5 protein-coding genes are annotated in these 6,475 nt (G+C 43.8%); 4 read left to right on the forward strand and 1 reads right to left on the reverse strand.

The window, feature by feature from the left end; translation table 11 throughout:
- Positions 1-649 precede the first annotated feature (649 nt).
- Both EKM91_RS13420 and EKM91_RS13425 read left to right on the forward strand, forming a co-directional pair.
- Positions 650-1,009: a helix-turn-helix domain-containing protein gene (locus EKM91_RS13420; protein WP_125754402.1), complete on the forward strand. Its 360-nt coding sequence runs from the start codon at positions 650-652 to the stop codon at positions 1,007-1,009.
- A gap of 3 nt (positions 1,010-1,012) precedes the next feature.
- Positions 1,013-3,511, forward strand: coding sequence for a phage/plasmid primase, P4 family (locus tag EKM91_RS13425; protein ID WP_125754403.1), 2,499 nt, complete (start codon positions 1,013-1,015; stop codon positions 3,509-3,511).
- A 539-nt stretch (positions 3,512-4,050) separates the two neighbouring features.
- Here EKM91_RS13425 and EKM91_RS13430 read toward each other — a convergent pair.
- Positions 4,051-4,359: a helix-turn-helix domain-containing protein gene (locus EKM91_RS13430; protein WP_125754404.1), complete on the reverse strand. Its 309-nt coding sequence runs from the start codon at positions 4,357-4,359 to the stop codon at positions 4,051-4,053.
- Positions 4,360-4,513: 154 nt separating this feature from the next.
- Between EKM91_RS13430 and EKM91_RS13435 the strand changes: the two genes are divergently transcribed.
- Entirely contained in the window at positions 4,514-5,290 is a 777-nt protein-coding gene (locus EKM91_RS13435) for a zinc ribbon domain-containing protein (protein ID WP_125754405.1), read from the forward strand.
- Between the two features lie 59 nt (positions 5,291-5,349).
- Positions 5,350-6,387 carry a hypothetical protein gene (locus EKM91_RS13440; RefSeq protein WP_125754406.1) on the forward strand — a complete coding sequence of 346 codons (1,038 nt, stop codon included), beginning with the start codon at positions 5,350-5,352 and terminating at the stop codon, positions 6,385-6,387.
- The last annotated feature ends 88 nt before the right edge of the window (positions 6,388-6,475 follow it).

Here is a 6,475-nt window from a genome sequence, read left to right on the forward strand (position 1 = left end):
CACGCAAGGTCTTAGGCTGGAAGACACCATCTGAGGTTTACCTAGGCAAAAAGTTGCACTTGAGTTGACAATTCGTCGGGTCAAAAAGCCGAAAATGGATAGAAAACACTAGGCAGGACGCGGTTTTTTTGCTATACTAGTTTCTGTGCTTGTGATAAGCACCATTAGCTAATGGAGAGTTGGCAGAGTGGTAATGCAACGGACTCGAAATCTTGACTAGTCTCAAGCCCTAGAGACACTATGTACGGGCTCAAATATTAAACTATAAAATAACAGCTAACACCTACACAGCCTCGTGAAAACGGGGCTATTTTTGTGCACAAAAATAAGCCTAGCAACAGCTCAAACGTGGGCTCAGACAGGCTCAAAAAGGGCACGAAAAAACTCGCACAGTCAAATGTGTAAACTAAACAAAAGTGTGCTATAATAGAAGTATAAGTCAAAACAAATCAACAACCATCATATCACATGTACAATATCATCTAACAATGCCATTGTACACCAAATGATGCACGTGAACAAGAGTTTTGGCGAAAAACTTTGCTTGCATATGTGCCAAAAGACAAGGGTCTAGCCGCCCTTTTCTTTTTAGCGTGTGAAGGCAAGGTGTCGCCCGTAACTAGCATGAGAACCTATAGGAGGTTTTACAATGACAATAGATGAATTGGTAGCACTAACTGACAAGATGGCGAATGACGTACCAGACATGATGATAGATGAACAACTGGCACATCCGGATGAAGACATCCCCACAGCAATGAGCAACGTAACTGGACAGCAGGCAAGATATTTCATGAGCCTATTCCACCAAAAGGCATATCCAAAGGAAAATATGTGGCTTGTATGTTTGCTACACAGCGGAGGTAACGAGGGTATTGCCAAAAAGTCAGACGTCAGCTTGTCCACGGTCTCGCACATTCATGCTAACGGATGCTCCCTTGAGACAGCTGGCAAGATTGCGGCGGCATGTGGTTTCACGATGGAACAGCTTTGGGAAATTCGAGGCTAGCTCATGACACTATATGTAAGCAAAGGCTATGAAACAAAACAAATGACTATTGTTCGCGATCGCGAACAACAGTCAGACTTTGACACATTCGTTGAGTTAACTAACGGCCCAACGCCAGTGAACGCAACAAACTTGAAAGCTTACAAGGCGAGCCAAGCCAGTTACTTGTTAGCTGGTACTTTAGAGCCCACTACTCGCAATAATGAAAACTTTAAGGCGGCAAGTCTCCTATTTATCGACTTTGACCACATCTCCGACGAGCAGAGCTTTCTTGCCGCAGTGAACCACAAGTTGTGTGAGTATCAATATATTCTCTACCCATCTATCTCATATGGTCAAAAGGACGAGCACGACAAACCCAAGGGAGCGCGTTATCACCTAGTTCTCAACCTATCTCACCTACTACAGCAACAAGACGGTGGCTCAAAGTTCACTAAAGCCCCATTGACAAGCTACATATGTGACTTGTTGGGGATGAAATCCGACCCCGCAATGAACACATGGTCTCAGCCGTTTGGAGCTCCTACTCTCACGAGCAAGAACGCGGACAAGACGGCTATTCACATAGACGGCAAACCGTTGGACGTTGACAGCATTGTAGAAAATTATCATCCTACCACTACCCCGATTCAGGTAAGTGGTTCTCAGGTAGCGAAATCAGTAGATAATCAACTACCTACAGCACATAAAGTCACTAATACGCTACCGGATGAGTATGTTCACGAATTACTTGCAGAATGGACTTATGAGCATCCCGACAAGATAGAAACAGAGCAAGGCTTTGCAACACAGCTCATGCTCCTACTGAACGCAATGAGAGCAGGAGAGATAAGCCAAGAAGCCCTAAACGACGCTATGACAGTGTTTGCTCGTGGGGATACAGATTTGACCGCAGGCAATGAAAGTAAGCTCACAGAGCATCTACACAGTGCTCCCACGCCTAATGAACTACCTTTCCGAACCTTGTACCAGACAGCTGTTCCGGTGTATCTCAGAGCATCAGAGGAAGATACATACACACAGAAATCTGTAGAGCTGGCACTAGTCCAAGCTGGCAAAGCACGGCTAAAAGAAAACAAGGAAAAATCCAGCAATGGCAAGGCTACCCTTAGCAACGCCGATATTGCGGATATTCTCATTGAGTGCATCCCCATGTGGGCGAAATGGAGTGATACACCAAACAAGTCGTTCCCATTAGTTGAAATCTATAAACCAAGCACTGGCATTTATTCAAGCTCGCAGGTTTATTTTAACAGCCTCGTCAGCCTTATTGACCGCGATGCTACCAGCAACCGATATAAGGAAGTCTATAGCAAACTATTAGACCCCAAGCGTGTACAAGATACTCAGGGGGTAGAATGCGGCGACATGATCGCCGCATCCAACGGGATAATTGACTTATCTCACAAAAAGATTGTGCTACAACAGTTTAGCCCGCGTTATCACTTCACAAGTAAGATTGCTACCGCGTTCAATGAGCAGGCGCTAAAGGTAATACCCGTGTTCACTACACGTACAGGCGAAACCATTACGCCTGTATCATTGTTGAGTACAATTTGTGGCAGTAAGCCCCAAAAAGTAAGACAGCTATTAGAAGTTTTGGGAGACGCTTGTCAGCCAAACAAAACACGCAATCAGGCGACATGGCTGTTGGGTAAACAAGATAACACTCGCGAGAACGGGTCAAATGGGAAGTCCACATTTTTAGACATTGTGCAGAGTGTTGTAGGTCAATCCAACGTTGCAACGCTTACGTTAGACCAAATGGCAGGCCAGTTTTCAATGGAACAGGTTGTGGGCAAGTCGGTTATTATCGGGGATGACGTGCAAGCTGGCGTATATATCAAGGACACGGCAAATTACAACAGCCTCACGACGGGTGGTGCAATCAAGGTTGAGGGCAAAGGCAAAGACGCATACTCCTACCGGTCATGTGCCGGTGTGATTCAAGCAACTAACGCGTTACCAAAAATCGCAAATCAGACCGGCGGGACTAACCGGCGGATGCATATTATCGTGTTTGATACCCACATCGACAACGACAAGGCGGATGCACGTATTCGCAGTGAGTTCATCCCCTCAAAAGCCTTTAGAGAGTTCGTGTTGTATCTGGCGTTATATGCAATCAAAGGGAATAGCCAATTCACTGAAACGAACGAGAGCAGAGACGCAATCGAACAGTTTGCAAAAGGCAACGACACCGTGAGCCTATTCGTGGATGAGGTTGCAAGCGACTGGACAAGCACGCGTGTCCCTACACAGTGGGCATATGACAGCTATCTGGAGTATATCAAGGACAATAACTTCCAGCATAGTAAATCAAAGCCAGAGTTCATCAAGTCAATGTGTGCCGGACTAGGATTCACAGAGTTGAAAAAGAGTTCGGTTAGTGGCACAAATTTCGCCGACTTCAAAACTTGGATTGCATTCACCAAGAACAGTCGCAACGGTATCAATTGTTTAGAGTGTCCGATGAAACAGCCAGTGGAAGCAAAAGCGTAATGCGCAAGGGTATCCCATTTAGGGGTATCCTTTTTGCTTGCCCAGATTCCTACAATTCCTACACTATTCCTACATGATTCCTACAAGTCTCCTACATTCTAGCCCTTACAGCCACAAGGAATACAGTCGTCTTGTAGGAATATACAGATATTTTCTTAAGTCAGAGAAAAATAAGTATATAAGAGAATAATATATTAACAATTCCCATGCTGGCAAGTTGGCTGAAATTTGTAGGAATTCCTACACTTTTTAGTCAAGCACTACAGCCACAAGGGATACAGAGTTTCGAAACTGTAGGAATAGTGTTGGAATCATGTAGGAGCGTAGGCAAAGGGCGGTACAAACAACCCATCCTTAGGACTACCTCACCCCGTTGTTATTTGCCATAAGCCAGCATACTTCAACGGCGCTACAGCCAGCTATCAACCTCCTGTGTTTGTGTGGCCGTTTTCTCTGACACACGTTAATATCTGTTTCATGAAATATTGATACCTGAAACGGTGTTGCGTTAGCTTGTCGCGATCAGCGACAAGCGTCACTCACTTCAACAGTTCAAGGATAGCAACAATCTTTCGATGGCGTTCGCCATCTGGCAAAGACCTCAACACACCCCATAACGTCGTTTCATCATCCCCTAAAGCAGGCATCCCAAATATATCAGACGGGTGCATACCAAGAGCTTGGAGCACATCCAACAGCTTGGCGAGGCTGATTGAATCCGTTGCCTGTCTTTCAATAAGGGATATAAAAGCTACAGAGCAGTCGCCGGCCTCTGCCAACTCATCTAAGGTCATTTTCTGTTTGATTCGTTTTTGCCTAATTTGGATACCAATATTTGTTGGTAACATCACCAATACCGCCTTTTACTAGCAATTATGACGGTTATTAAATGGCATTCGAACGACTATAAAGACGTGTTTGATTGTATGACATCTATATAGATTAAATATGTGGTACTATTAGCCCTGAGATGAAAAAACACGTCAATCGGGAGGAACTATGATGAGTGAAGAAACGGGGATGGCATTCTGTCCTCAGTGTGGGGGAAAAGTACCTGATAATGCCAAATTCTGCCCTAATTGTGGGCACAAGCTAGAATTCCAGTCTGTTCCTGATAAATTGGAAAAACAAGAAGTTACTATATCGGAATCGACTGCCAAGCCTAATGAAAACGGCGCGCCGACCGGTTTTAAGACTCGATTACGTTGGCTGAAATCATTTATTGATAAAGCAAAAAGCATTTATACGAGGGCTGTAAATAGCAAAAAATATATAACATATTCAATCATCCCATTGTTCGTAATAATCGGTTTAATATGGTATAAGACTAGCAGTACAGATGTGGCAAATGCTGTAGAGGGAAAGATATTTGCCTATCAAATGCTAATGCGACCTGTGAACAATAAATACGTGACCACTGGATACATAGCTTTCGGAGACAAAAAAGATGATTTCGGCTCATTACATTACCTAAGTGAATCTAAGAATGAAATTAAGAAACTGAATAACGAAAAAACAATATCATCCGATGTGTCGGAAGCTTCTAAATCTAATCTACTCTTCTGGGATACCGAAAATAATGGCTCTACTCTTACATGGCCAAATGGACTTGCGTTTCCAACAGCTCAAGAAAACCCCATAATGCCAAATATTTCTATTACTGTGAACAAAGTTTCTGGGATATTTAGGAAAACTCTTTCAGGCACGGGGCATAGCGGCGGTGAGAATTCGAGAAACTTTAAGGTCAGACTTGTAGAGATTGGCCGTATTAAAGATTAAAGAAAGTCGTACATCAACTAACAAAGTGAATTGTAAATTATTTATTCTGGAGGGTCATAATGTTTAAGAAGTTATCTATTATTTGTTTTCTTGCAGTGGTGTTGGTCGGCTGTGGAGCACATCGCACGAGTAATGCAGAAAAGCTACAACAAGCTCGGGTATCAAAGAGTTCCGCTGTGGCGTCATCACGTGAGAAGAAAAAGGAAACAGTCAAAATTACATCACAGACCGTCTACTATCACCAATTAACCAAGGCCGATAGAGATAAGGTCACATTCGCGTTTCAGGGCATCTCTGACACGACCAAAGCCGAATCTGGACAGGTATACACCGTTCCCTCGCCATATTCAGTGGATATGCAAGTCACGAATAAATCGAACAAAACGATAAAGCTGGACGAGTCTAAAATCGTGTGGCTTGCGATTGGGCAAAACGTAGACCCTACAACCTCTGATAAGGAAAAGATTCTGACTGTGAAGCCCAACAAAACACAGAACGTCGTCGGATTGTTCTCAGATTTCAACGGTCAGAATTTTGTTGATGCAGGCGCATTTTGCTATCTCAACTCTGATTTCAAACTGGCCTATAGCTATCTGGCATACAAGGATGGCGGCGTTACGTCCAAAAATCTCACCGACAAGAAGCTTATCGCGATGAATACTCCATCAGCTACAAACGACGAGGCATCTCAAACATCCTCATCCGACGACACATCCGACAGCTCTCAGACTCAGACAAGTAGTGCACAACAGCTCACTCCTCCACAATTGGCGCTTATCGCATATGTTATCTATCATTGTGGGCAAGCAAATCCAGATGCGAACAAGGTAAGCCAAGTGTTAAGTGAATTTCAGAATGGTGCAACATACTATGCTGCGGATTCCGCCACTCAGGGTCATGTATCAGGCGGACAAGCCGCATCATATTCGCAGTATACCGTGACTGGTGACCAAATAAAAATTGAACACCCATCAGTTGATAGTAATGGCAGTGATGGTTGGGTTGGACAGTTGAATTTAAGCGATGCTTATAATCTCCTATTCGTACAAAACGCCGCACAGGCTCAAACAGCGCTCAGTAATATGCAACCCGAATAGCTAATTCAAAAGGCTCTGTGTCAAATGGTGTTGATTAATAGTTTTTATCTTTTGAAAGGTCCACTCTTCGGAGTGGATTTTTTGTTAT

Source organism: Lacticaseibacillus baoqingensis (assembly GCF_003946165.1).
In the GTDB taxonomy this organism is placed as follows: Bacteria; Bacillota; Bacilli; order Lactobacillales; family Lactobacillaceae; genus Lacticaseibacillus; species Lacticaseibacillus baoqingensis.